24 protein-coding genes are annotated in these 26,514 nt (G+C 42.6%); 8 read left to right on the top strand and 16 right to left on the bottom strand.

The features are described 5' to 3' along the window. The first annotated feature begins 7 nt into the window (after positions 1-7). The 3 genes from PR699_RS15615 to yiiM all read left to right on the top strand — a co-directional run bounded on the left by PR699_RS15615 (position 8) and on the right by yiiM (position 3,920). On the top strand, positions 8-1,705 hold the full coding sequence (locus PR699_RS15615) for an Hsp70 family protein (RefSeq protein WP_014657134.1): 1,698 nt from the start codon (positions 8-10) through the stop codon (positions 1,703-1,705). Further along, a complete protein-coding gene (locus tag PR699_RS15610; RefSeq protein WP_060561501.1) occupies positions 1,705-3,168 on the top strand; it encodes a J domain-containing protein in 1,464 nt (487 codons plus the stop codon). The genes PR699_RS15615 and PR699_RS15610 overlap by 1 nt, the downstream gene beginning before the upstream one ends. 71 nt (positions 3,169-3,239) lie before the next feature. Continuing rightward, positions 3,240-3,920 (top strand): 6-hydroxyaminopurine reductase, encoded by a 681-nt coding sequence (yiiM, locus tag PR699_RS15605; protein WP_014657131.1) that lies wholly within the window; start codon positions 3,240-3,242, stop codon positions 3,918-3,920. A 5-nt stretch (positions 3,921-3,925) separates the two neighbouring features. Here yiiM and PR699_RS15600 read toward each other — a convergent pair whose 3' ends face one another. Together PR699_RS15600 and PR699_RS15595 are read right to left on the bottom strand one after the other, a co-directional pair. Next, complete coding sequence (locus tag PR699_RS15600; protein ID WP_014657130.1) at positions 3,926-5,557, bottom strand: ABC transporter ATP-binding protein; 1,632 nt, start codon at positions 5,555-5,557, stop codon at positions 3,926-3,928. Next, the gene (locus PR699_RS15595) at positions 5,554-7,236 is read right to left on the bottom strand and encodes an ABC transporter ATP-binding protein (RefSeq protein ID WP_014657129.1); all 1,683 of its coding nucleotides are present in this window, start codon (positions 7,234-7,236) and stop codon (positions 5,554-5,556) included. Before PR699_RS15595 ends, PR699_RS15600 begins: the two co-directional genes overlap by 4 nt. 186 nt (positions 7,237-7,422) lie before the next feature. Between PR699_RS15595 and PR699_RS15590 the strand changes: the two genes are divergently transcribed. Continuing rightward, positions 7,423-8,334 (top strand): LysR substrate-binding domain-containing protein, encoded by a 912-nt coding sequence (locus PR699_RS15590; protein WP_004916076.1) that lies wholly within the window; start codon positions 7,423-7,425, stop codon positions 8,332-8,334. Positions 8,335-8,390: 56 nt separating this feature from the next. On the opposite strand, the gene PR699_RS15585 is transcribed toward PR699_RS15590, so the two are convergent. Beyond that, positions 8,391-9,266 (bottom strand): pirin family protein, encoded by an 876-nt coding sequence (locus tag PR699_RS15585; protein WP_004916075.1) that lies wholly within the window; start codon positions 9,264-9,266, stop codon positions 8,391-8,393. Between the two features lie 266 nt (positions 9,267-9,532). On the opposite strand from PR699_RS15585, the gene PR699_RS15580 reads away from it, so the two are divergent. The 3 genes from PR699_RS15580 (at position 9,533) to PR699_RS15570 (ending at position 12,105) form a co-directional block, all read left to right on the top strand. After that, positions 9,533-10,210 carry a hydrolase gene (locus tag PR699_RS15580; protein ID WP_004916074.1) on the top strand — a complete coding sequence of 226 codons (678 nt, stop codon included), beginning with the start codon at positions 9,533-9,535 and terminating at the stop codon, positions 10,208-10,210. 97 nt (positions 10,211-10,307) lie between these two features. Next, positions 10,308-10,874 carry a YceI family protein gene (locus tag PR699_RS15575; RefSeq protein ID WP_004916073.1) on the top strand — a complete coding sequence of 189 codons (567 nt, stop codon included), beginning with the start codon at positions 10,308-10,310 and terminating at the stop codon, positions 10,872-10,874. Positions 10,875-10,926: 52 nt separating this feature from the next. Beyond that, the gene (locus tag PR699_RS15570; protein ID WP_237713191.1) at positions 10,927-12,105 is read left to right on the top strand and encodes a lactate oxidase; all 1,179 of its coding nucleotides are present in this window, start codon (positions 10,927-10,929) and stop codon (positions 12,103-12,105) included. A gap of 57 nt (positions 12,106-12,162) precedes the next feature. On the opposite strand, the gene PR699_RS15565 is transcribed toward PR699_RS15570, so the two are convergent. The 12 genes from PR699_RS15565 to pilM form a co-directional block, all read right to left on the bottom strand. Continuing rightward, the gene (locus PR699_RS15565; RefSeq protein WP_014657127.1) at positions 12,163-12,900 is read right to left on the bottom strand and encodes a 3-oxoacyl-ACP reductase family protein; all 738 of its coding nucleotides are present in this window, start codon (positions 12,898-12,900) and stop codon (positions 12,163-12,165) included. A gap of 174 nt (positions 12,901-13,074) precedes the next feature. After that, positions 13,075-14,118, bottom strand: coding sequence for a tryptophan--tRNA ligase (gene trpS / locus PR699_RS15560; RefSeq protein ID WP_004916068.1), 1,044 nt, complete (start codon positions 14,116-14,118; stop codon positions 13,075-13,077). Between the two features lie 19 nt (positions 14,119-14,137). Then, complete coding sequence (locus tag PR699_RS15555) at positions 14,138-14,830, bottom strand: phosphoglycolate phosphatase (RefSeq protein ID WP_004916066.1); 693 nt, start codon at positions 14,828-14,830, stop codon at positions 14,138-14,140. Further along, positions 14,827-15,501 (bottom strand): ribulose-phosphate 3-epimerase, encoded by a 675-nt coding sequence (gene rpe / locus PR699_RS15550; RefSeq protein ID WP_004916064.1) that lies wholly within the window; start codon positions 15,499-15,501, stop codon positions 14,827-14,829. The genes PR699_RS15555 and rpe overlap by 4 nt, the downstream gene beginning before the upstream one ends. A gap of 34 nt (positions 15,502-15,535) precedes the next feature. Next, positions 15,536-16,420: an adenine-specific DNA-methyltransferase gene (gene dam, locus PR699_RS15545; protein WP_004916061.1), complete on the bottom strand. Its 885-nt coding sequence runs from the start codon at positions 16,418-16,420 to the stop codon at positions 15,536-15,538. A gap of 80 nt (positions 16,421-16,500) precedes the next feature. Then, positions 16,501-17,406, bottom strand: a complete 906-nt coding sequence (locus tag PR699_RS15540; RefSeq protein WP_014657126.1) for an SPOR domain-containing protein — start codon at positions 17,404-17,406, stop codon at positions 16,501-16,503. Between the two features lie 319 nt (positions 17,407-17,725). Then, on the bottom strand, positions 17,726-18,820 hold the full coding sequence (gene aroB / locus PR699_RS15535) for a 3-dehydroquinate synthase (protein WP_014657125.1): 1,095 nt from the start codon (positions 18,818-18,820) through the stop codon (positions 17,726-17,728). 34 nt (positions 18,821-18,854) lie between these two features. Then, the gene (aroK, locus tag PR699_RS15530; RefSeq protein WP_004916057.1) at positions 18,855-19,376 is read right to left on the bottom strand and encodes a shikimate kinase AroK; all 522 of its coding nucleotides are present in this window, start codon (positions 19,374-19,376) and stop codon (positions 18,855-18,857) included. Positions 19,377-19,879: 503 nt separating this feature from the next. Beyond that, the gene (locus PR699_RS15525) at positions 19,880-20,917 is read right to left on the bottom strand and encodes a secretin N-terminal domain-containing protein (RefSeq protein WP_014657124.1); all 1,038 of its coding nucleotides are present in this window, start codon (positions 20,915-20,917) and stop codon (positions 19,880-19,882) included. Beyond that, positions 20,907-21,455 (bottom strand): hypothetical protein, encoded by a 549-nt coding sequence (locus PR699_RS15520; protein ID WP_014657123.1) that lies wholly within the window; start codon positions 21,453-21,455, stop codon positions 20,907-20,909. Before PR699_RS15520 ends, PR699_RS15525 begins: the two co-directional genes overlap by 11 nt. Then, entirely contained in the window at positions 21,448-21,987 is a 540-nt protein-coding gene (locus tag PR699_RS15515) for a PilN domain-containing protein (protein WP_004916052.1), read from the bottom strand. Before PR699_RS15515 ends, PR699_RS15520 begins: the two co-directional genes overlap by 8 nt. Next, complete coding sequence (pilM, locus tag PR699_RS15510; protein ID WP_014657122.1) at positions 21,974-22,816, bottom strand: pilus assembly protein PilM; 843 nt, start codon at positions 22,814-22,816, stop codon at positions 21,974-21,976. The genes PR699_RS15515 and pilM overlap by 14 nt, the downstream gene beginning before the upstream one ends. Before the next feature lie 116 nt (positions 22,817-22,932). On the opposite strand from pilM, the gene mrcA reads away from it, so the two are divergent. Beyond that, positions 22,933-25,464, top strand: a complete 2,532-nt coding sequence (mrcA, locus tag PR699_RS15505; protein ID WP_272577857.1) for a peptidoglycan glycosyltransferase/peptidoglycan DD-transpeptidase MrcA — start codon at positions 22,933-22,935, stop codon at positions 25,462-25,464. Positions 25,465-25,592: 128 nt separating this feature from the next. Here the strand turns inward: mrcA and nudE are convergent, their stop codons facing one another. After that, positions 25,593-26,144, bottom strand: a complete 552-nt coding sequence (gene nudE / locus PR699_RS15500) for an ADP compounds hydrolase NudE (protein ID WP_004916049.1) — start codon at positions 26,142-26,144, stop codon at positions 25,593-25,595. Positions 26,145-26,514: the final 370 nt, after the last annotated feature.

Raw genomic sequence — 26,514 nt, 5'->3', positions numbered from 1 at the left:
AGATAATATGGCGGCTGACATGGTTATGGGGATTGATCTTGGGACCAGTAATAGTGCAGTGAGTTTATGGATTGAAGGGCGAGCGGTATTGGTACCCAATAAACAAGGTGATGTTTTAACGCCATCTGTTGTTGCTCTTGATGATGATGACCAGATCTTGGTCGGAAAATTCGCTCGTGAACGTCTACAGAGTCACCCCCATTTAACCCAAGCCAGCTTTAAGCGCTTTATGGGCACGGATGCAACGTTATCATTAGGCTCTCTGACTTTTCGGGCTGAGGAGCTTTCTGCTTTATTATTACGGCAATTAAAAGAGGATGTTGAAGCTTGGCTTGGTTACCCCGTTAAAGATGCAGTGATCACGGTTCCTGCTTATTTTAATGATGTTCAGCGTCGGGCGGTTAAAACAGCGGGACAACTTGCTGGGCTAAATGTTTTAAGGTTATTGAATGAACCTACTGCGGCATCGTTGGCCTTTGGGTTACTCGAAAACAAAGAACACAAATACCTAACCTTTGACCTTGGTGGGGGAACGTTTGATGTTTCGATAATTGATATGTTTGAAGGCGTCATTGAGGTTTGCGCGAGTAGTGGCGATGTCCGTTTAGGCGGTGATGATTTCAGTGAAGCTATTTATCTGTGGATGTTAAAGCAGCATCCTGAACTGAAAGAAGCCCAAGCAGATATTCGCGCGGAATTACTCAAACAAGCAGAAACATTAAAAATCGCATTAGGTCAAAGCAATGAAGCGACGGCTTCGCTACGGTGGAATGATCAGGATTGGCATTGGACAATGACAGATCAGGAGCTAGCTTCTTGTTGCCAATCTTTATTAGCACGATTGCAACAACCTATTTTGCAGGCTTTGCATGATTCTCGTTTTACTCTCAATGATTTGGACGACATCTTATTAGTTGGTGGTGCAACACGAATGCCACTTATCCGACAAACGGTAGCGCGTCTGTTTGGACGTTTTCCTCGCCATGACCTTAATCCAGATGAAGCCGTTGCATTAGGTGCAGGGGTTCAAGCGGGTATGGTGATGGCAGATACAGCCCTTGATGATGTTATTTTAACCGACGTAATGCCATTTTCTTTGGGGATTGAAACCTCAAAAAGAAACGGAACCCATTATGATTCGGGTTATTTTTTACCTTTAATTGAGCGAAATACCTTTTTACCTGTGAGCAAGATGCAAACGGTCAGCACGATTGAAGATAACCAAAAAATGATTTTATTAAAGATTTATCAGGGGGAAGCGCGTCGCGTCCAAGATAACGTATTTTTGGGGGAGATGGCGATTGATATCCCTCAGAAGCCTGCTGGAGAAGTGGATATTGATGTCCGGTTTACCTATACCGTTGATGGATTACTAGAAGTTGAGTGTCGTTATCAAGGTAACCCTGAGGTGTTTCGGCTAGTGATAGAGAAAGTTCCGGGGCAAATGAATGAAGCGCAAATCGAACAAAGCTTATTAAAAATTGCTGATTTAAAACAGCATCCGAGGGATAGAAAAGAGAATCGCGTGTTATTGTCACGCTGTGCTCGGTTATATGAGTTTTTACTGGGTGAGGATCGCTATTGGATGGATCAAGTCACAACGGAGTTTGAAAGAGCACTCGATAGCCAAGATCCACGTCGTATTGCGGCCATTCGTCAACAAGTGGAACAATTTTTGAGTCGCTATGAGGGAGACTCGCATTAATGAGTATATGGCAAACATTGGGAATCACTCAAACAAACGATGAAAAGGAAATTCGGCGTGCTTATGCGCGGCAGGTAAAAAAATATCGACCCGATAGCCACCCTGAAGAGTATCAACAATTACGTGAAGCTTTTGAGGAGGCAAAAAGATATGCCGCTTACGCTATTTATGATGATGAATCTGCCGATGATGAATATGTTGAAGAGCAGGCGAATATAGACGTTGATGTGCCTCATTTAGAAAGCCTCTTACACCAAGAGGCTGTTAATGAAGAAGCCGTTAATGATGATCAACAACAGCAAGAGCTGTCTGAAATTCGGATTACTTACCCATTTTCAGATGTGTTGTTAGATGATTATCAACCATCGATTAATGAATTACCGGTTGTTGAAACAGCTTATACCCAAGAGTTAATTGATTGGCTCGCGAAGCTGTTTATTATTGATGAAAACGCGGCAAAACGTGAATTAGTCGAATTGTGGGAAAACGTCTCTCAAAAAGGCAGTTTGCAGACACATCAGCAATTTCATCAAGATTTTGCGTGGGCATTATCAGAGCAAGAAGGTTTAACCGAAGCTGTTGTGGAACATGTTTCGTCTCTATTAGGCTGGCGGCTTGATGAATATAACTCAGAGCAAATTATCCCGTTTTATATTCAAAACGCATTAACTGAACAGCTACGCCAGACTGAGGTGGCTCGAGCATGGAAGCAGTGTCAGATTGATGCTGTCCATGGAGACTATATCGTTTCTCAATCTTTACGTGTACTGACGAGTAAAAATGAGAAAGTTTCTTATAAAGTTCGCTTGATACCTGGATTGATCCCTCAAATCGCTGAGCAAGTGAAACAACGAACCAGTGAATACCCAGAGCTAAAGGATAAATTTAACCCTGCTATTTTATCTTTCATACAGCAGCCTAGGCTAGCGTTCAACTGGCGCGGGGTCTTCTTATGTATTTTTTGGGGATTGTTATTGAACATGGTTGCTACTCAGCCTGATGTTAATAGCGGCGTGGCAATAGTTGCTGGTGTGATTATTTTATTCTATTTATTTTTCAATGACCTGATTATGTTTGGGCTTCATTCTAGGAAAAAAGCATTCACTGTATTTTTGGTCAGTGAATTTTTTATAACGTTATTCGTTATCCTGATCTTTTTTCTTGGTCTGTCTGAGGTACTCTTATTCTTTATCACTGGCTTGGATATTGGGCCTGCACATGGTGCACAAGCGATGGTGATTTTTATTCTTATGTGGCTTTTTTGGTATGCATGGCCGAAAGATAAACCTAGTATACGCAGACCGGGCATAATGATGTATCGGGTGTTTGCGAGTCCATGGAAATTTTTGGAGTACTTTAAGTTTTCATGGTTTTCACTCGTTTGGTTAGTTATTATCTATTTGATTTATTATAGTGCTATGCATAACTTATTGAAGTATTGTACAGAATTTCTAGTAAATTGAACTCTGATGCTCGTTCAACGTGATAATGATGAGTTCATTGAATTTAAAGCCACGATAAAGGTGTAATCGCAATGCAAATTCATCCTCAAGTCTATATCGGCGAAGTCAAAGCCACATTAGATTGTGGTCAGAGCGCTATTCATAAGCGTCAAGTGGATGGGCCGTTGCCATTAGGGCAATTAGGGCTTGAGGGAGATGAGCAAGCTGAAAAACGCTTTCATGGTGGCCCTGATCGGGCGCTATGCCATTATCCGGCAGAGCACTATCAATTCTGGGCTAATGCTTATCCTGAACTTGAATCTCTTTTTACGCCACCAGCGTTTGGTGAAAATATCTCGACTCAAGGTATGACAGAAGAGAATGTCTTTATTGGTGATATTTATGCTTGGGGTGATGTTCGTATTCAAGTCACCCAACCACGCTCGCCATGCTATAAGCTCAATGGCCTGACAGGCGTTGAAAACTTTGCTCAAATAATGCAAGAAAATGGTCGTTGTGGTTGGTTGTATCGAGTGATAAAGACGGGGTCAGTCAGTGCCGCAACACCGATCACCCTTTTAAGTCGTAATAGCGATATTTCTGTTCAAGAAGCGATTATGATCGCTTTTCATGCCCCATTCGATGAAGAGTTATATCAACGTTTGCTAGGAGCCGCGGGGCTGTCTGCAAGTTGGAGCCTGACGATGCAAAATAGGCTTGAGCATCGCCGTATTGAAGAGTTCAGCCATCGCTTATTTGGTAAGCGAGGCTGATATTCTTAAAGGCTGCCGCTGATAAATTGTTGATACCAAGGCTCACGGGCTAATAATTCTGCATGTGTTCCTTGGTCAACGATTTCGCCAGATGCCATCACAATAATATGATCGGCTTGGCTGGCAAGCATCGGTTGGTGAGTCACAACAATACGTGTCTGCTGGTTGGCAGTGAGTAGCTGTTCAATAACAGCGGCAGTATTGATGTAATCAAGGCTAGCTGTCGGCTCATCCATCAAAATAATATCAGGACGGCTTAATAGTAGTCTTGCAATACACAAACGTTGCCTTTGTCCACCAGAGAAAATTTGCCCGCCAGCACCTACCTCTCCATCTAGTAAAGTATGATCTGCATCGATATTGAGTTGTTGAAGCATGGCGATGATTGATGGATCATCGATCTCTTCTGAACTGGCAGTCATATTTTGCCGTAAACTGCCTTTAAACAGCCGGTTATCTTGAAATAATATGCCTCGCTTACTACAGAGCACTGCTTGCGATAATTGAGCGATATCTTTATTGCCATACCGCACTACGCCTTGTGAAGGGTCTTGCAAGCGCGCCAACAAATTCAATAACGTGCTTTTTCCAGCGCCAGACGCCCCCACAATGGCCGTGAATGTATTTGCTTTAAAAGTTAAGTCGAGCGGTTTTAATAGGACTTTCCCCTCCTCTGTACGCTGAGATAAGGCGTTACAGCTCACGGTATTTTCAGATGGGGTTTGAGATGAACGAACAAAATTAAGCTCAGGTGTTTCCAGTGCTTGGGTTATCTGATTGAGCGATTTTTTAGCTTGGCGTAATGCTTGGTCTAAATGGGAAAGCAACCAGAGTGGCTCAATAAAACGCGCTAATAACAGCATGGCGGCTAACCACATAGGTAGGGTAAGTGTTTCACGATTGACCGCCAATAAGCCGAAAGCTAATAAGCCGATAAAGGTTACTTGAATAGCGAATGAAAATAGCAAATGAAAAGGCAAGCTACGGCGTTGAAGTTGTTTTTGTGTCTGATATTGCTGAGTCAGGCTCTGCTCTAAACCTTGTTGTTGCTGTTGACTGACACCCGCTCTGCGAAGCAGCGGTTGATGTGTGGCAAAGTGGCCTAATTCATCGATAACCTTCTGCTGTGAGGCGTGTACTTGCTTTTCGGCGAATGACACGTGTTTGGCGGAAAAACGTAAAATAAGTAATAACATGAAGCCAATCATTAACAGGATGCTTCCTAGCCAAAAGTTCAGAATCAATGCCCCTAAGATCACGGTTAAAGGGGTGACAATACCGCTAATGATTGGGTGTAATAAGTGAGCAGGAATGGACATCACATGGGAAATAGGCCCAGAAACTAAACTTGTCGCACTTGGGATTGGTTTTAATGAGACAGGTAGATGGCGTATTAATGCGTTGGTGAGCGTGCGCATAACAATGCCACCTGCAAGGTAGCCTTTCTGAGTGGCGATAAAAATAACGGTTAATGACACTAAGCTACTCACCAGTAGCCAAATCAGCGCACTTATATCGTCGGAGCCCCAATTGATGATCACAGGAACGAGTAGCAACCCGCTGATACCATCTAAGATAGCAGCGAATATCATCCATAATAGCGCACGACGGACGGTACTTAAGAACAGACGGATCATGCGGCGTCCTCCAATGCACTTAGTAATTGTTGATATTGGGGAGTATGTTCAGATAACTGTAGGTGTGTACCTTGAGCAATTATTTGCCCTTCTTCCAGTAAGATCACCGTATCTGCATGGCATAAATAGCTCAGATCATGGGTGACCAAGACTCGTGTACGCTGCTCTTGGTTTAAAAGCTGGAAAAATAACTCGGCATTTTGCGGATCTAATGCAGATGTTGGCTCATCAAACAACAAAATAGGGACTTTAGAGAGCAGCACGCGAGCGATAGCTAAACGTTGAGCTTCACCACCTGATAAGGTGATATCATGACCGACTAAACTGTCTAGCCCCTTTGGTAATTGCTGGAGCCGTGTTAGTAGATTTAATTTTTCAAGGTAGTCAGTGATTTCGACCGCTGTCGCATCGGGGGCAAATAGCTGTAGATTTTCTTTCAGCGAACACGGCATAGGTTGAGTATTCTGCATCACGATAGATACTTGCTGGTTTAACCCTGCTAATGAGAATTGAGGTAGGGGCGTCGTATTAAAGTATAACTCGCCACGAGTTGGGTCGAGGAACCGTGCCATCAATTGTAAAAGTGTACTTTTTCCTGCTCCCGATGCACCAACAATAGCGACAAGCTGACCGGGTTGAATGGTTAAGTTGATGTTAGAGAGTAAAGTTTTATCCTGTACACAATAATCCACATCGTGAATATGAACGGCACAAGGCGCTCCTTGCAGTGATTTATCACCATACTGCATTTCTGTTTGCTCAAGAAAATGGCGAATACGCTCTGAAGCGGCGACTGCATGGTTGAGGGCATCGGCACCATGCCCCATGGCAGCGATTGGAGCGGTAATGCTATGCATCAAAAGAATAAACAACACCATTTGCGACAGTGACACCGAGGTCGGCACTACCAACGACCCAATAATCACCCATAACGTCAGTAATGTGGTACTCATTCCAATTTGAGTCAGTGAACTGAATGCGCCGATTTTGTTAATCCAGCGATTAAAGGCCACGAGAAAAGCGGAGAGTGCTTGTGTCACAGCAAGTTGAATGGCGCGGTTTGGATACTGTCTTGCAAGTAATGGGTTATCGGCAAACTCTGCATATTGAGCATATAAATTCCCCATCGTCTGGTCACGAGCAGTGAATAGCGATTGATAACGTGGTGAGCGTAGCTGGCGGAAAAGGTAAATGGTGATGATTAAAGGAAGTAGGCAAAAAATCATTAATGCCCAGTTGGTCCATAATAAGATCAGCGTTGCAGTTATTGGAACGACAAACAGTTGAGCCAAGTCGGCAGGTGCATGGGCGGTGAGTTGATGCAGCAAGCGCACATCGCGATCAACAATTTTTTGGATCCCTTCTTTACCTGAATAAACAAACTCACTCAAAGGAAGTCGATTGAGTTTATTGAGTATTTTTAGCCTTAATTGATAGCACAATTGGTTATCCGTTTGATGGGTTAGGTATAGGGCAAGTGTTTGGCAAACGAGCCATACGACTCCGCTAATAAATGCAATAATGACCCAAGTGTTCCCTTGTTCAACAGGGGATAAGGCGATTTGGCTAATTGCAACCCAAGGGATCAGGGAGCTAATGCCAGCGATAGCTTGTAAAATAACAGCAAATATTAAAACAAAACGATAAGGGCGTAACAATGCCCAAAGTGCGCGGTACATAGAAACCTCCATAGCCGGGTAGTTACTTTAATTGATTTCCTTGTTTAACTGGCAATGAGTTGTTTCGATACCGAAACTATTTGTTTGGCTAACGGGTCTTATTGACGGGGTAAATGGCGTAATTTAAGCAGACTTATTATCGATTTTCAGTAATATAAATAGGTTTTAGTAAAAAGGGGAATAGGGATGCGGTACGATTTAAATGACCTCTACTACTATGTCAAAGTAGTCGAGCATGGCGGGTTTTCACAAGCAGGTCTTGCTTTGGGGATCCCGAAATCTAAACTTAGCCGCCGTATTGCTGATCTTGAGCAGAAACTCAATGTTTCCTTAATTTATCGTTCAACACGTCAGTTCCATGTGACTGAAATCGGCCAAACCTTTTATCAACAATGCAAAAATGTTGTCGATGAAGCGAAAATTGCTGAGGAGCTGATCTGCTCTGTACAAACTGACCCGAAAGGGATCATTAAATTGTCTTGTCCTGTCGCTTTACTCCAAGTGTATCTGCAAGATTTATTAGTCGATTTTATGGTGAAGTATCCGGAGATCGATGTACAAATTTTAGCTGTTAATCGGCCCGTTGATGTGATCAGTGAAGGGTTAGATATGGCGCTGCGAGTGCGTTCGCTGCCGTTAGATGATTCGGGTTTAATGATGAAAGTATTGGGTTATTCACGGCGGGTTTTGGTCGCTAGCCCGCTGTTATTTAAAGGCGGAGAGCCGCTGCAACAACCTGAAGAGTTAGTGAATTACCCAATATTGGCAAATACCGAACATTCCCAAAATTATACGGTGACACTGAAAAACAGTGAGGACTTAAGCTTCACTCAGCACTTTATCCCCAAATTAGCAACAACCGATATTTTGACCTTGTATAAAGCCGCATTAAAGGGAATTGGTATTGCTCGATTGCCTTATGGTGTGGTGGAAAAAGACTTAAGTTCAGGGGCATTGATTGAGATATTACCTGAATGGCGTTTTCCTGAAGATATTATTCATGCGGTTTACCCATCAAGAAAAGGTTTATTGCCATCAGTACAACTATTATTAAATTATTTGGCTGAGAATATTTCACCAACTGTTAAATCATCATAATCCATCACCGTAAAAAGATAACTCCTCAATAGTCACCCTATCGAGGAGTTATTATCTTATTGATTTTGAGGGATTCGGCCAAATTTACCACGATTAAAATCATTAACCGCTTCGATAATTTCTTTATCGCTATTCATCACAAAGGGACCATAGCCGACAACGGGTTCATCAATGGGCTCACCGCTTAAGAAGAGTACAACAGCATCTTCCGTGGCTTCCATAACAATATTACTGTCACTACTATCAAGGATGAGCAGCTCTCCTTCATTTAAACTAGCGTGACCATCAACAATTAACGAGCCATGTAACATCACTAAACCAACATTACGACCGGCTTTAGTTTGTAACCCTACTGTTTTACCTTTTTTCAGTTTGAGATCCCAAACATCTAAAGGGGTAAATGTACGTGCAGCACCATTATTTCCTAGATAGTTACCTGCAATGACGCGTAAATAGCCTGCATCATTAGGTAAAGCAATATTCGGAATATGGCTACTTTTTAGCAGTTGGTATCCCGGAGACGCCAATTTATCTTTAGCCGGTAAGTTGACCCACAGTTGCACCATATCTAAGGTGCCGCCATTTTTCATAAAATCATCGGATTGGTATTCTTGATGTAAAATACCGGATGCCGCGGTCATCCACTGAACATCTCCTGGACCAATCACGCCCCCTTCACCTGTAGAATCATGATGTGCAACCTCACCATCATAGACGATAGTTACCGTTTCGAACCCTTTGTGCGGATGCTCTCCAACACCACGGTTCTCAGCATCTGAGCTTGGGAAGGTAAAAGGCCCCGCTCTATCAAGTAAAAGAAATGGGTTGAGATATTTCCCGTGGTTGTTATAGCTAAATAATGAGCGAACAGGGAAGCCATCTCCAACCCAATGACTGCGAGGTGCGTTATAAATACCAATGATCTTTTTCATGGTTATGCTCCTAAAATAGATTCTGATGTATTTATCATAGGGGCACGATTTCGTTATCAGTAGTGGTAAAAATAGGTTTCATTGTTTCATTATTAGAACAATAGTTCTGGTTTCCATTATCCTATTTTTAGAACAGTGTTTACTAAAAACCGGACTACTCAACAAAAAATCGATGAATTAATGTAAATAACAAGAGAGCGGGGCAACGATTGTTCTATTTCTCGTTTAAAAGCATTTCATTATTTTATTGATTGAGAGGTTTCATTATGAGTAATCCGGCAAACTTCAATGGACAGCGTCCTGTTATTAATCCAGATGATGCAGTGATGTTATTGATAGACCATCAAAGCGGCTTGTTCCAAACTGTCGGTGATATGCCAATGACAGAGCTGCGAGCGCGTGCTGCTGTTCTCGCAAAAATAGCTTCATTGGCAAAAATGCCTGTCATCACAACAGCATCTGTACCACAAGGCCCGAATGGCCCTCTGATCCCTGAAATTCACCAAAATGCGCCACATGCACAATATATTGCACGTCGCGGTGAAATCAACGCATGGGATAACCCTGAATTTGTTGAAGCAGTTAAAGCAACGGGTAAAAAACAACTGATTATCGCGGGCACGATAACCAGTGTTTGCATGGCTTTCCCTGCTATTAGTGCGGTAGCTGACGGTTACCAAGTTTTTGTCGTCATTGATGCATCTGGTACTTATAGCAAAATGGCACAAGAAATCACCTTAGCACGCATGGTTCAAGCTGGTGTTGTACCAATGGATACAGCCGCGGTCGCGTCTGAAATTCAGAAAACGTGGAATCGTGAAGATGCGGCAGAATGGGCACAAGCTTACACGCAAATTTTCCCTGCATATCAACTGCTCATTGAAAGCTATATGAAAGCTCAAGATGTTTTGAAAAACAATGAGCAATTAGATTCAGAACGCTAAGCCTTATTTTTAACTCGAATTATCCGTAGCCTTTACTAAAAGTAGAGGCTACTTATCTGTATTAATTTAGATAAAACAAATAATTAGGATGTATTCCATGAAAAAGATTGTATTGCCATTATTGGCTTCACTATTGGTAGCCGGTACTGCTCAAGCCGCAAATTATCAGTTAGATCCAACCCATACTAAAGCGGTTTTCTATATTGATCACTTTAATACATCGACCAATAGCGGTGGTTTCTACAACATTCGTGGTGATATGAGCTATTCCCCAGAAAAAAACAAGGGAAGCATTAATGTCAAAATCCCAGCGGAGACATTAAATACCGGTCTAACAGCGTTTGATAACCATATTAAGAGCGCCGATATGTTAGATGTAGCGAAATACCCAACCATCGAATTTAAATCAACTAAATGGAACTTTGCGGATAATAAACCTGTTTCTATTGATGGCATTTTAACCATGAAAGGACAGTCTCATCCCGTTCAGTTGAAAACAACGAAATTCGGCTGTTATTTCAGTCCTATTTTTAAAGCGGATGTTTGTGGTGGTGACTTTGAAACGACCATTGACCGTACAAAATGGGGGGTGGACTTCCTTGCAAAAGAGGGAATGGCAAAAGAGGTAGTGATAAAAATACAAGCGGAAGCTATCAAACAATAAGTTGAGGAGGTGGAGTATGTTACACAGAGCAAAAAAACAGCCCATTGCGGTGATGTCATCGGCGATACTGGCTTTGACCTTATCTGTTGGGGCTGTACAAGCCGCGGATTATCAAGCGAGTACCAAAGAAGGACCGATTAAAATTATCAATTTAGATGAGTTAGAAGACCAAGTTGCGAAAAACATGGAAAAAGGGGCTTTTGGCTATATTCGTGGTGGGGCCGAAGATGAGCTGAACCTAGATAAAAATACGCGTAGCTTTGATAGAAAATACATTATGCCACGGGTAATGCAGGGGATTGAAATTAAAGATATTGACTTATCAACCCAATTTTTAGGGATTAATTTAAAAACGCCAATTATTCAAGCCCCAATGGCAGCTCAAGGTTTGGCCCATCAAGACGGTGAAATTGCGACAGCCAAAGGGATGGCGAAAGCTGGCTCAATTTTTTCATTAAGTACTTATGGTAACAAGACTATTGAAGAAGTCGCCGAAGTTTCAGGGGAAAGCCCATTCTTCTTCCAACTTTATATGAGCAAGAATAATGCTTTCAATGAGTTTACCTTGAAACGAGCTAAAGAGAGTGGTGCTAAAGCGATTATTTTAACGGTGGATTCGCCAGTTGGTGGCTATCGCGAAGATGATATTCGCAATAACTTCCAATTCCCACTTGGTTTTGCCAATTTAGAACTGTTCGCTAAACAAAATGATGATGGCTCTAAAACAGGTAAAGGGGCAGGGATCAGCGAAATTTATGCTCAAGCTAAACAAGCCTTTACCCCAGCAGATATTGCTTACGTGAAAAAACTATCGGGTTTGCCTGTGATAGTGAAAGGGATCCAATCACCTGAAGATGCAGATAGAGTGATCAAGGCTGGTGCAGATGCGATTTGGGTATCTAACCATGGTGGGCGACAATTAGATAGCGGCCCAGCTTCTTTTGATGTTTTGCCTTCCATTGCAAAAGTGGTCAACAAACGTGTTCCTATTGTTTTTGATAGTGGTGTTCGCCGTGGCTCCCATGTGTTTAAAGCGCTAGCAAGTGGTGCTGATGTTGTCGCGGTGGGTCGTCCAATTTTATATGGATTAAATTTAGGGGGCTCGGAAGGGGTGAATTCCGTTATTCAGCAACTGAATAAAGAATTATCCATTAATATGATGTTGGGTGGCGCGAAAAATATTGAAAGTGTAAAAGCAACGAAGCTTTATACCGATATGGATTTTCAATAAATTTCATTAAGTGAAAAGACGGGAGATGCCTCCCGTTTTTTTATGCTGTTAAGATAATTAGATGCTAAATCCACCATCAATATTTAAGCTTGCACCTGTGATATAAGCAGCGGCAGGGCTGGCTAAATAAACGACAAAACTGGCTATTTCATCGGCGCTGGCATAACGTTTTAATGCCATGATCTGTTTTAAACTCTCTGCAAACTCACCTTGTTCAGGATTCATGTCCGTGTTGACAGGACCGGGCTGGATATTATTCACAGTAATGCCTCGGCTAGCGACATCACGAGCCATCCCTTTAGTAAGCCCTACGATAGCGGCTTTGCTCATCGCATAAGCACTACCGCCTTCAAATGGTACTCTTTGTGCGTTAATGCTACCAATATGAATAATGCGCCCATTATTATTCATCACTTCTAATGCAGCTTGGCTGGCAATAAATAGGCTGCGAACATTGAGGTGATAGGAGCGATCGAACGCTTCTAATGATAGGGTATCTAATGTTCCTAGCTCTAAAATACCAACATTGTTAACTAAGATATCAAGGCTACCAAATGTATTGGCGGCTTGTGTGATGGCGGCTTTTATTTCATTTTCATCAGCGCTATTTGCTTTGATTGCCAATACGTTACCTGAAAATTGCTCAATTTCAGCCACTAAAGCTTTAGCTTTATCGTCAGAAGAGGCGTAGGTAAAAGCGACACTGGCCCCAGCTTGAGCAAATTGTTTGACGATAGCAGCACCGATACCTCTTGATCCACCTTGAACAAAAGCATATTTATTTTTGAATAACATAGATTCACCTTAACGTTATTACATATCAATGAGTGAGCTATTTGACTGAGAAAAGCACAGAGACACCAGAGAGATAAATCGATGAGGTTGTTGAAAATAATTGAAGGTGAAGAGAAAGGTGAGTTTTTAAATTAAAAGCCCTTACCTTTTAGAAGAGATAAGGGCGTGTATGAATTACAGCTGAGGGCGTTTTACAAAACCAATGGCTTCATAAACTTTATCAACGGTTTCTTGCGCGCGTGCTGCCGCTTTGGTTGCGCCTTCATCCATAATTTTGTTGAGCAGCGCTTCGTCATTACGGAATTGATGATAACGCTCTTGGAGTGTAGCCAACATGCCAGAGACGGCATCTGCCACTGCCCCTTTAAGATGACCGTACATTTGACCTTCAAATTCGGCTTCAAGCTCGGCAATCTTTTTACCCGTTACGCCAGATAAAATATCTAGCAGGTTTGAAACACCTGGTTTGTTTTCGATGTCATAACGAACACGAGGCGGCTCTTCTGAGTCAGTGACCGCACGTTTGATTTTTTTCGCTGCTGATTTTGGGTCTTCAAGCAGGGCGATAACGTTATTGCGGTTATCATCAGACTTAGACATTTTCTTCATTGGATCTTGCAAAGCCATGACACGAGCGCCACCTCCAGTTGGAATAAAAGGATCTGGCACGGTAAAGATATCGCCATAAATCGCGTTAAAACGCTGTGCAATATCACGGCTTAACTCAAGATGCTGTTTTTGGTCGATACCAACAGGAACTTGGTTAGTTTGATAAAGTAAAATATCGGCAGCCATTAATACAGGATAATCAAATAAACCAGCGTTAATGTTTTCTGCATGACGCGCTGATTTATCTTTAAATTGTGTCATACGGCTTAGTTCGCCGAAGTAAGTGTAACAGTTTAGCGCCCAGCTAAGTTGCGCATGTTGCGGCACATGGGATTGAACAAAAATAGTGCTTTTATTCGGGTCAATGCCACAAGCGAGGTAGAGTGCTAAGGTATCGAGGGTTCTTTTGCGTAGCTCGTCAGGGTCTTGACGTACAGTGATCGCATGTTGGTCAACGATACAATAGATGCAGTCGTAATCATCTTGCATTTGTACCCACTGACGTAGCGCACCCATGTAGTTACCGATGGTCAATTCACCGGAAGGCTGCGCGCCGCTGAATACGATAGGTTTTTGGGTTTGCTTTTGTTTTTCAGTGGGTTCACTCATTTCTTTTTATATCCTTTAATTATTTTGTGTCAGATAAACCGATGGTAGGCAGGATATCTGAAAAGTGTGTTAATACACAGTCAGGCTCACTCAGAGCGATTGATTCACCATAGTTATAACCGTAAGTTAGGCCAACGCTAGGGCATTGTGCGCTTTTTGCCGCAATAATATCATTACGGGAATCACCGACAAAAAGCAATTCCTCTTTACGTAAACCAAGCTTGCCCATGGTGAGATACAGTGGCGCTGGGTGTGGCTTTTTCTCTTTCACATCATCGCCGCCAAGCACTAACGAAAAATAGCGATCAATGGCTAATTTTTTCAGTAATGGCGCGATAAAAGGTGTGGGTTTATTGGTCACTATGGCCATAGGGATGTTATGGAATGCGAGCTTTTCTAACGTCTCTTTGACTTCTGGAAATAGTTCGCTGCCCGTTGTCACAGCGGTGGCATAGAATTTATCAAAACTGTCACGGGTCGCTTGGTGAAGCTCGGGAGTGATGGTTGCTCCCGCCCATGTTAATGCGCGTTCAATCATGACATCGGCACCGTTACCTACCCAAATTGAAACACGCTCTTTCCCTGCTGGTGGAAAACCTTGTTCTTTTAATGCGTTATCTAGCGCTTCAGCTAATCCACCGGCACTGTCAACGAGAGTACCATCTAAATCAAAGGCAATTGCTTTGATGTTTTCTAAACTCGGTTGTGTCATTGAGATACCTTTTGTAATTCCTTACGCATTTGATCAATGACGGTTTTGTAATCAGGCTGACCAAAAATTGCAGATCCTGCAACAAAGGTGTCGGCACCAGCAGCGGCAATTTCGGCAATATTATCAACTTTAACACCGCCATCGATTTCTAAACGAATATCATAGCCACTTTCATCGATCATTTTACGGACTTGGCGCAATTTAGTCAGCGTATGTGGAATAAAGGATTGACCACCAAAGCCTGGGTTTACCGACATGAGTAGGATCATATCGACTTTATCCATCACATACTCTAGGTGGCTCAATGGTGTTGCTGGGTTGAAAACGAGGCCAGCAGTACAGCCATGTTCTTTGATTAACTGTAGTGTTCTATCGACATGTTCGCTGGCTTCAACGTGGAAGCTGATATGATTTGCGCCTGCTTTTGCAAAGTCAGGGATAATTCTGTCGACAGGTTTAACCATCAAGTGGACATCGATTGGCGCAGTAATTCCGTAGTCGCGTAGGGCTTTACAAATCGGTGCACCGAACGTGAGGTTAGGAACATAGTGGTTGTCCATAACGTCAAAATGCACGATATCCGCGCCAGCGGCTAGTACTTTTGCGGTATCTTCGCCTAAACGGGCAAAATCTGCAGATAAAATAGATGGGGCAATGAGAAAATCTTTCATTATTGTCTCCGATTATTTAAACGTCACCTGAGAGTCATTCCACGCCAGACGAGAGGCGCTTGATGTTTTTCTTATCAGCGTTTTTGGGGAGTTTTAGCGCAGGCTCCCCGTTATATAGTGCCAACAACTCATTGACTTTCGCGCGATTAAGTATGTTTCGACTGATTGTTCGACGCACTTTGACAATGTGTAATTTAGCTTGATGATACCACTCTCTTGTTGCTGGCGTGTCATGATTTGAAATCAGAACCGGAATTTTGCGATCTGAAGACAAATAATGGGCTAATCGCGCAAGATTTTGTTGTTCTTGAGCGCTAAAGGCATTGGTGTGATAGGCCGTAAAGTTCGCTGTTTCGGAAAGCGGAGCATACGGAGGGTCACAATAAACGACCGAGCCTGATTCCGCAGATAGCAGCGTACTTTCATAATCTTGGGTCACAAAGGTCGCTTTTTGCGCTTTATCGGCAAACCACAGTAGTTCTTCTTCTGGAAAGTAGGGCTTTTTATAACGACCAAAAGGCACATTAAATTCGCCGCGTGAATTATAACGACATAGCCCGTTGTAGCAGTGGCGATTTAGATATAAAAATAATACGCTACGTTTGATAGGGTCTGTAGATTGGTTAAATTCTTGACGTTTAATGTAATACTGCTCGGCGGTATTAAATTCAGGCGTAAAGATCTCGCGTACTTCTCCGATGAAAGAGTCTGTACGGTATTTTACGGTATTGTAGAGGTTAATGAGGTCGCTGTTGATATCAGCTAGGACATAAGCATCGTAGCTGGTATTTAGGAAAACAGAACCTGCTCCTACAAAGGGCTCGATCAAGCAATCACCCTGTGGAAGATGTTTTTTGATATCTTCCACTAGAGGGTATTTGCCGCCGGCCCATTTCAAAAAAGCGCGTGTTTTTTTCATGCCGTCTTATTGTTACAAACGTTTAGAGTAGTATTGGGTACTCTGTCAGGACAGCATAATGCGCCCGCTATAAAACGTTGTTATTTCTGATCCTGTTGAACTTGCTTCATATTTCTAACCCATGGTTTTTTCGCTTGAATTTCGGCTGGTAAAGTCGCAATAGCGCTTTTAGCTTCATTGACGGAGCGATAGTTGCCGTGGATCAGAACATACCAAGTTTGCCCATTACGGATTGTTTTATAAACTTTATAGTTATTGAGTTTATGTTGTTTAGCGAAAGCTTCTAGTGTATCAGAACGGCTTGCACTGCTTAATTGTAATGTGTAGTTACTCGCAGGCGCTGACATTAAGTTACCACTTTGATTTTGGTTCGCCGTGGTTGTTTTTGCTGGCTGCTTAGGTTGAGCCGGTTGTTTAGTTTCAACAGGCTTTGTTTGCGTCCTCTCTGGTTTTGCAGGCACCGTTTGTGGCTTTTGGGCCGGTGGCGTTTGTGTCACAGGAGGCGGTGCAATATTTTGTGCCGGCGTATTCGCCGTGCCTTGGTTGAGTGATTGACCTTGGTTTAGAGCATCGACAACATCACCCGGGATTTCAATCCGTTCACCATAATTATTTGTTTGTTGCTGTTGAGTACCTTGGGTAGGTACTGGGTTCACAGGCGGTACGTTTATCTCTTGTGCCTGGCCTGATGGGCTTTGATTATTGCTAAGCGATGAAGAGCTAGACAAATCGATATTACGCTCGTTTGCCGTTGTATCAGTTTGCTGCTTTTCATGCTCAGTTGGAGCTTTTAAGGCTGAGCTAATGGCGATAATCAGTAATAACAGCACCAAAACACCTACACCAATCATAATATGTTGGCGAGATATCGTGAGTTTAGGTTTTGCTGTTGATGATGGACGGCTACGACCTGCCGGTCGGTCGGATGTATCTGGCCGTAGATCATTTTGTGTATTAGGCTGATTATCTGGTTTAAATTCGTCCATTTTGCCCTCCCGAATAAATATCACCTTGTAATCGAGATAAAATTTCTCTTTTCATTACGGCCTCTTCACGAGTAAATAGTGTATACCCGCGATGTTGCAAAGGATAGTCTTATACTTGTCATATCGTCTTCATATGATTAATACGACATATGATATTGCATGTCTAAAAGTCTAAGTGTTTGAGAGTGTGTTGTAACCTGAAACTTTAGGCATAGCTTATAATTTAACGATTTTAAGACATATCTGCCAGAAACATTTTAAAACCTCAAATTGTCTGGATGGTTTTATCTGTTTCTGGCTGATAATCACACAAGATGGCTTAGGTTTCGGGTAAACAGGACGATATCGCATCTCGTACTGTTTGTGTTTCAATATCTGAGCGCATTTCTGCATGGCCGATTGTGGTAGGTAAGATAAGATGGAGTTTCCCGCCCATGACCTTTTTATCCCGCATCATATGAGGTAAATAGTCATCCGGTTTCATTTGCTCAGGACCCGTCACAGGTAGCTCAGCGCGTTCTAACAAGGCGATAATTCGCTGAGTTTGGTGTGCGGTGAATGTGCCTATGCGTTCTGCCGTTTTAGCCGCCATCACCATACCTGCTGCAACGGCTTCACCGTGCAGCCAAACGCCATAGCCCATATGGGCTTCAATAGCATGACCAAAAGTATGGCCAAGGTTAAGTAGCGCCCTTAAGCCGCTAGTCTCTTTCTCATCAGCCGCGACGACCTGTGCTTTTAATTCACAGCAGCGACGGATGCAGTAAGCCATGGCTTGATTATCAAGAGCCATTAGAGCGTCGATATTCGCTTCTAGCCAGCTGAAAAACTCCCCATCAAGGATGATGCCATACTTGATGACCTCAGCAAGACCAGATGAAAGTTCTCTTTTCGGTAACGTTTTTAAGCAATCAAGGTCGATGATGACAGAGGCGGGCTGATAAAATGCCCCGATCATATTTTTGCCTAATGGATGGTTTACCGCGGTTTTGCCGCCTACGGATGAATCTACTTGTGATAACAAGGTGGTTGGTACTTGGATAAAACGAACCCCACGTTGATAACTTGCTGCGGCGAAACCTGTTAGGTCACCGATAACACCCCCACCAAGTGCTATGAGGGTGGTATCGCGATTATGGCGTTTTTCGAGTAAGGCAGTGAAAACATCGTTCATAATGAACAAGGATTTATACTGTTCCCCATCCGGTAAAATGATTGAATCTACTGTTATCCCTGCTGCTTCAAGAGCACGCGTCACTTTCTCAAGATAGATAGGCGCAAGTGTCTCGTTGGTCACCAACATAGCTCGTTGACCCGCTTTGAGTGGCCAAAAAGCATCTGGTTGGTTATAAAGACCCGGAGCAATTGTGATTGGATAACTGCGTTCATCCAGAGTAACAGTGACTTTTTCCATCTTGCTTTACCTTGTTGCCATGAGTAATGTTAAGTTAGTTTTTTTCTAACAGCTCAATGATTTGGCTTGCGACAACTTTGGCACTTTGCTCATCAGTATGAATGGTGATATCAGCAATTTCTTCATACATCGGGTTGCGTTCAGATGCCAATTTTTCAAGAACTTCACGAGCCGGTTCATCCACTTGTAATAGTGGCCGTTTTTTATCACGTTGAGTTCGAGACAACTGTTTCTCGATAGTGGTTTCGAGATACACAACAACACCACGAGCAGATAGGCGATTGCGAGTTTCTTTCGATTTTACTGAACCGCCACCCGTTGCCAGTACGATGCCTTGTTTTTCGGTAAGCTCATTGATGATTTTTTCTTCGCGCTCGCGGAAGCCTTCCTCGCCTTCTAGGTCAAAGACCCAGCCTACATCTGCACCTGTACGTTTTTCAATCTCGTGATCAGAGTCGAAAAACTCCATATTAAGCTGTTGAGCCAATTGACGACCAATAGTGCTTTTGCCGGCACCCATCGGTCCAACCAGAAAGATATTGCGTTTCTCTGCCATGTTTTTTGGTATTACTACGATTATTCGTTAATGATAACCCGCCCCGCCAATCGAATTAGCGACGGGACCTAAACTGAAACCTCATGAGTGATAAGTGAGATCAGATAAGAAAATTATCTCAATACATCAACCTGAATTGCAACTATATAAATGTGGCACTGAGCGAACAAAGTGCCACATTTGTGTTACTGGTTTCTTTTATTATGCCGTCTATTTTGCCTAACGTTTTGTTCAACATGAGTTTTAACAGTATTGCCACTGCATATAAAAGCAGAGGAACGTGTTAATTTATAGAGCAAATTGATTGCGGCTATTTTATAAGCGGCTGATAGCTTGTTCTTTAATCTACTGATAGTTAGAACACTCAATGGGTAACCTTGTATGCTAAAACGACGTCAGCGTCAAATTTATCCGGTAAGTTTATGGCATAAAAAATAATTTTCTCTGCTCACATTTCCTTTATATTCATTCAACTACTTGAAGTATCAATATTATTTTTTTATCTAAATATTGATCAGCTTTGGTGTGATAAAAACCACAAGAACTCTACGGTCAATATGTTCACCTGTATTGGTAAATAACTTTCCCAAAAGGGGAATGTTGGAAAGAAAAGGTAGGCCTGTTTCTGTTTTTTCTTGCTTCTGTTGAAAAATGCCGCCGAGTATCAATGTTTCATTGTTGCGTATCGTGACAGAGGTAGCGATTTCTTGCTTATTGATCGCTAAATAGTGTTCATCACTGGTGGTAATCGCTTTATCAGGGGAGTTATGACTGATTTTCAATAGTAGCTCAACGTGATCTCCGCGTGAGAGAGTTGGCGTGACCTCCATTCCTAATACCGCATCTTTAAACTGAACGTGTGTTTTCTTTTCTGTGCTAGTGACATAGGGGATTTCAGACCCTTGCTGAATACTGGCAGGGTGTTTGTGTGAAGCCATCAAACGAGGGCTTGCGATAATAGAGAGCAAATTTTCTTTTTCTAAAGCATTAAGTTTAAGTTCTAACAGCCCTTCGCCCAGCCGAAGTAAATTAAACTGACCTGATGAAGAGTCATAGCGGTTATAACGCTGGTAGCGGCTATTATTGGGGCTACCCGATAACATTCCCCACTCCAAGCCTAACTCTTGCAGGGCTGTCCGGCTGCTGCTGATAATGTGTGCGGTAATTTGGACTTGCTGTTTAGGAACATCAAGTTGCTTTAACCACTCTTCAATCAGCTGTAAGCGGGTTTTTGTCTCTTTTATCACTAAACTATTTGTTGCAAAGTGGCTGATGGCGGTAGCTTGGCTCGATAATAAAGCATTTTCAGGGTGTTTTAACTGTTCGAGGGCATCTGTTGCACTTATGGATGTGAGTTTAAAGATTTTTTCGATGAATGGATTCTCGACGGGTTGATGAGAGGGAGTTGGTGAGGGAGAGGCGAGCTTTTGGTGAGTTTCATCTAAAGGCAGAGGGATGAAGGGGTCGCGCATCTCTTGAGCGATCACGTTTAAGGGAATAGTAAAAACAATGATTACAGCTAAAAACAGTTTATTGTTCATTAATATCATCCTTGATAAATGAGAGGGTGAATGTGGCTGTTAACTCGCCATTACGAGGCGAAAAACGTACCTCAGAAATGAGACCTGTTTGGTATGATGCGGGCGTGATAATGGCATGGATGAAGCGGTAAATTTGCGGGTAATCACCTTGAACTTCAACCTGATAACGCTGCTCATTGGCCGCTACAGCCGGCGAGGGTTGTAAACGGTTAAGTACGACCTTTGTTTGGGTAACCATGTGTTGTATATGAGCCACAAATTGTGTTGCGTTTTGTTTTGATAATGTTAATTCTTGCTCCAGAGCCACCATTTGTTGCTCAAGTTGATGGAGTGAAGGAAGTTGTGTTAGTGCCTGCGTATATTGTTGTGATTGAGAGGCGATATGCTGAGTTTTATTTTTAAGTTCAGTCAGTTGAGACTCCACTTCCTGCCAATAAAAAAAGGTGTAAGCCAGTAAGATAGCAATCGTAGCAACCCAAAGAGGAATAGTTTGTTGCCAAAAAGGGCGATACCAAAACCCAGAGGCATTATCATTCATTCGTCTCCTCCTGATAGTGTGCACTTACATGCAAGTAGTTAACCTGACGAGTTTTCCCCATTTTTATGAGTTGTACTTGATGCAATAACGGGTTGCTTTCTAAGCGAGTGATCAATTGGCTAATATCGTGAAAATCATAGCTAACAGCAGCTATTTCTAGGTTATTACCAGTGAGTGAGACCTTCGCGAGCCAGCTTTTTTGCGGTGTAAGTTCAGGTAGCTTATAAAGAAGATTTAACCGAGTTCGGTTACTTTGTGCTTGCCGATTAAGGTGTTGTCGGTGCGTTTGCCATTCAGCGAGCTTGGCTTGTTTTTCGTTAATCACCTTTATCTGTTGCTGCTTTTGCGCGACATGTTGTTCGAGTTGCATTTTGGTGATCTGCCACTGTGTTTGTTCGAACTGCTGTTGTGAAGAACTGTAGATAACCACGATCGCGACTAGACAACTTTGCAGAATAAATAGCGCGAAACACCGCCGTTTATTGCGAGTAATACGCTGTTGCCGCCAAGGTAAAAAATTAACTTGATACATGGTCACGATCCTTATCGCGTAACGCTAAACCTGTTGCAACCACAAAATCACCGAGTTGGTGAGGGAGCCTAACGGTATGGTTATGAAAGGCTTGCAATAGGCTCCATGAATGTACTGCCTGAGACTTATGGTGATCGCCGATATAATAGAGAGGCAATTTTAGTGGCCCATTGTTTTCATTGAGTAGAGCGATAATTTGTGGAAGTGTGGTGATGTCATTTTCTTGGATTTGATTATAAGTTGCAGGTTGACTGACGGGGCCAGTCCATAGCCACTCCCCTTGGCGATAATGTATTAGCCAACTCTCATCGGGTAACCCAGCATAGCGTGCAATGTAACGTAAGACACAAGGGGCGACATCAATTGCGGTTAACAAGAAGCCACTGTCATGTAATAAATTTTGCCAAAACACGATCTCTGACTTACGTACCCCGTTTAGGTAGGCTCGATTGTCTATCACACGATAATCGATCACCAAATCTTCTGAACTTAGTGGAAACAATTTTTCGGCGCAGCTTTGTAAGTACCAACCTAGCTCAGGTTGCTTTAAAGTCACTTGTTCAGGTAAAGTCACTTGCTGTTTTAATGTTCTCAGAGCAGAAAATGCCATTGAGACCTGACAATTTTTAGGTAATTTCCGACGCCATTGTATTAAAATTTTCAGTAGCATCTCGTATCTATCATGTTCAGATTGGCTGGTGATTTCGTTTGGAATATTATGTTGCCAACACTCGCATAAGTACCGCCGTTTGCGGTTTTGTTTTGTGGCAACAAGTTGAATTGAGGCTTGGCAAAGGTCTATTCCGATGTTCCATTTTTGTGAATACATAGATAATTTCCTTATCATCAACAAATAAATTACGATTTCTATTGAGCTGTATAAGCTTTATACTACGCGCCAGCTATATCTAAACCCTCCTGTCTGTTGAGTATGGGAATTATCCGGTGAAGTTCGTAAAATATTTTTTTATTATTGTTATTTGTTGCATTTTTTTGGGAACCGCTTCGATTTTTGGCATGTACAAATATGTCGAAAATGAGTTACCTGACGTCGCAACAATGAAAGACATCCGCCTACAAACGCCGATGCAAATCTTCAGTGCTGATGGTGAATTAATTGCACAATATGGTGAAAAACGCCGTATTCCGCTGCCATTAGCTGATATCCCACCCCTGATGATCAAGGCCTTTATTGCAACGGAAGATAGCCGTTTTTATGAGCATCATGGTATCGACCCTGTGGGTATTTTCCGTGCCGTTACGGTAATGGCATCTTCGGGTCGTGCTTCCCAAGGGGCGAGTACAATCACCCAGCAATTAGCCAGAAACTTTTACTTAAGCCCAGAAAGAACCATAATGCGTAAGGTAAAAGAGGTCTTTCTTGCGGTGAGAATTGAGCAGTTATTCACCAAAAATGAGATCATGGAACTGTATCTCAATAAAATTTACCTTGGTAACCGTGCATATGGGGTTGGCGCAGCCGCGTATGTGTATTTTGGTAAAACGGTTAATGAATTAACGCTCAGTGAAATGGCGATGATTGCGGGTTTACCAAAAGCACCTTCGACATCAAACCCTTTATTCTCTTATGAAAAAGCGATTAGCCGTCGTAATGTGGTGCTTGGGCGTATGCTAGAAGAAAAATACATCACCCAAGCGGAATATGAACAGGCAAAAAATGAGCGAATTGAAGCGTCTTATCACGCACCGAAAATTGATTTCTCAGCACCCTACCTCGCCGAAATGGCACGCCAAACATTGTATGAGCAACATGGTGAAGATGCTTATACTGACGGTTACAAAGTCTACACAACGGTTATTCGCAAAGACCAACTCGCAGCCACTGATGCGGTACGCAATAATTTAATTGATTATGATGTCCGTCATGGTTATCGCGGGCCAGCAGACGTGTTGTGGACAGCAGGAGAGCCTGCCTGGACGACAGAAAAAATTATCGAAAAACTTAAAAAATCCCCTGTTTATGGGCCATTATTACCTGCTGTTTTCCTTTCCTCAACGGACAGCGAAGCGACGGTGCAATTGGCCGATGGCTCAACAGAGAAAATCACTTTAGCGGGTGTGCGTTGGGCGCGTAAATTTATTTCCGATACCCAGCAAGGTGCCATGCCAAGTAAAGTGAATGCGGTGATGAAAGCAGGTGAGCAAGTTTGGATCCGCAAAGTAAAAGATATTTGGTGGCTGGGACAGGTTCCTGAAGTTAACGGGGCTTTTGTGGCATTGAACCCAAATAATGGTGCGATTATCGCCTTAGTGGGTGGCTTTGACTTTAATATGAGTGAGTTTAACCGCGTCACTCAGTCATTACGCCAAGTTGGCTCGAATATCAAACCTTTCTTGTATACAGCAGCGATGGATAAAGGTTTGACGTTGGCATCACTGTTAAATGATGTTCCTATCAGTCGTTGGGATGCGGGAGCAGGGTCAGATTGGCGGCCGAAAAACTCACCACCTCGTTATGCAGGCCCTATCCGCTTAAGACAAGGGTTAGGTGAATCAAAGAACGTGGTTATGGTACGCGCCATGAGAGCGATGGGGGTTGACTATGCAGCCGATTACCTCACACGTTTTGGCTTCCCTGCGGAAAATATCAATCGGACTGAAGCCTTAGCGCTCGGTGCGCCATCATTTACGCCAATGCAGATGGTGCGAGGCTATGCGGTGATGGTGAATGGTGGTTATCTGATTGACCCTTACTATATCCAAAAAATTGAGAATGCAGAGGGTGAGGTGCTTTTTGAAGCTAATCCAAGAATAGCTTGCCCTGATTGTACTGATATTCCAGTGATTTATGGAAATACGGAGCGTACGATCGCCCTTAAAGGCGTTGATGACGAGTCGACAGAAGAAATTACTCAATCAGATGATAAACCAACGGAGCAAGAGCCAACGATGGAAGTGACATCTGCGGCACCAAAAGAAGCGACACCTCAAGATATGTATGCGCCTCATGTTATCAGCACACCTTTAGCGTTCTTAATTAGGGATGCAATGATGACGAATATCTATGGTGAACCAGGTTGGTTAGGTACTGGCTGGCGTGCAGCGAGAGATCTAGGTGGTCGCCGTGATATTGGTGGTAAAACAGGCACAACGAATAGCTCGAAAGATGCTTGGTTCTCCGGTTACGGCCCTGATGTTGTCGCCTCGGCTTGGATTGGTTTTGATGATAATAGGCGTACCTTAGGGCGCACAGCAATCAGCGGTGGTGAAGCGGGGGCGAAAAGCGCTCAACCAATATGGGATGACTTTATGAAGTCAATCTTAGAAGGTGTACCGGTTACGATGATGAAGCCACCGAAAGGGATCATTGCTGTTTCTATTGATAGTCGGACGGGTAAGCTAGGCAATTCTCGTAAAGAGTATTTTATTGAGGGTACTGAGCCTAAAGAGCATGCTATTCAAGAGGTTGGAACGACTATCTTTGAAGAGGGCGGCGAGAGCCAAGAACTGTTCTAATGTGTTTGGCTCCCTGTTCAAAGGGGAGCTAACAAGAGAGTAAATGTTAAATAGGAAAATCGTTGTATTGATTTTCCTATTTATTTTTAACGCAAAAATTAATCGGTGATCTATTTGGAAAAATGGCGCTAATTGTATTTTTTTAAATAACGCTCAAGATAGAATAAGGCACTGATATTACGCGCTTCATTGAAATCAGGGTGTTCAAGTAACTCCATCATGCGTGCAATTGGCCATCTAACCTGTTGTAAAGGCTCTGGTTCATCCCCTTCTAGCTTTTCATGGTAGAGGTCGCTTGCGATGAGAATATTCATCTTACTAGAGAAGTAAGAGGGTGACATGGTGAGTTTCGCCACTTGTGTGATGTGATTGGCACCAAAACCGATTTCTTCTTTTAACTCGCGTTGTGCTGCTTCTATTGGGGTTTCACCGGGATCGATAGCGCCTTTAGGGAACCCTAATTCGTAATCTTCAATACCGACAGCGTATTCACGGATTAGGATCAAACTATCATTGATGATAGGAACAATGAGTACGGCCTCACGTTTCCCTGGACGCATCCTTTCATAAATGCGTTTTTCGCCGTTGCTAAACTCGAGGTCAACAGATTGGATACTGAATAACTTGGAATGAGCAACATCCTGAATATTCAAGATTTTTGGCTTTTTAAGCTCAGTCATAACAATTCCCGAATAGGGTGAGTGAATAAAAATATCAGCGACGCTACAATGTCGCTATTACACTGTTGTTAACTATGACCCATATCAAAAAAAATTGATAGAGATTATCGGGTTGATAAAATGCTGTTAGTATACCTATCGCACTTCTAGTTGTGTGAGAGGTATGATAATAAGGTACAGTGCTTCGTCTCTTAGGTTTTTATATTAAAATGGCGTACTTAGCATGTATACAAACATACAACTTGAATTATTTTATGTATATATGAAGTGTATAAAAAGAGCACAGATTAATAAATAAAATTTTTTAATTACAACATATTGTAAATTAACATAAAAACTAAAAATAGAATAGGAATTGGCTTATATAGCG

The sequence above is a fragment of the Providencia sp. PROV268 genome (assembly GCF_028477805.1).
In the GTDB taxonomy this organism is placed as follows: domain Bacteria; phylum Pseudomonadota; class Gammaproteobacteria; order Enterobacterales; family Enterobacteriaceae; genus Providencia; species Providencia stuartii.
The sequence above is the reverse complement of the archived record's forward strand: the minus strand, read 5'-3'. Positions and strand labels throughout refer to the sequence as shown.